At 47.5% G+C, this 316-nt stretch carries 2 tRNA genes; both read left to right on the top strand.

Features of this window, described 5'->3' with window-relative positions:
• The first annotated feature begins 39 nt into the window (after positions 1–39).
• A tRNA-Ile gene (locus LZ634_RS18075) sits at positions 40–116 on the top strand.
• 45 nt (positions 117–161) lie between these two features.
• A tRNA-Ala gene (locus LZ634_RS18080) sits at positions 162–237 on the top strand.
• The last annotated feature ends 79 nt before the right edge of the window (positions 238–316 follow it).

Below are 316 nucleotides of genomic sequence, written 5' to 3' on the forward strand. Positions count from 1 at the left end.
CACAGATTGTCTGATGAAAATTAGCAGTAAAATCTCTGCAGGCTTGTAGCTCAGGTGGTTAGAGCGCACCCCTGATAAGGGTGAGGTCGGTGGTTCAAGTCCACTCAGGCCTACCAAATTCTTCCTGAAGAATTGTCGGTACAGAGATTCGTTTTTGCGATGGGGTTATAGCTCAGCTGGGAGAGCGCCTGCCTTGCACGCAGGAGGTCTGCGGTTCGATCCCGCATAGCTCCACCATCTTCTTTACTGCGAAAAATACAAGAAAACTTCAGAGTGTACCTGAAAAGGTTCACTGCGAAGTTTTGCTCTTTAAAAA

It is taken from the genome of Kluyvera intermedia (assembly GCF_021440345.1).
GTDB classification, from domain to species: Bacteria; Pseudomonadota; Gammaproteobacteria; order Enterobacterales; family Enterobacteriaceae; genus Kluyvera; species Kluyvera intermedia_A.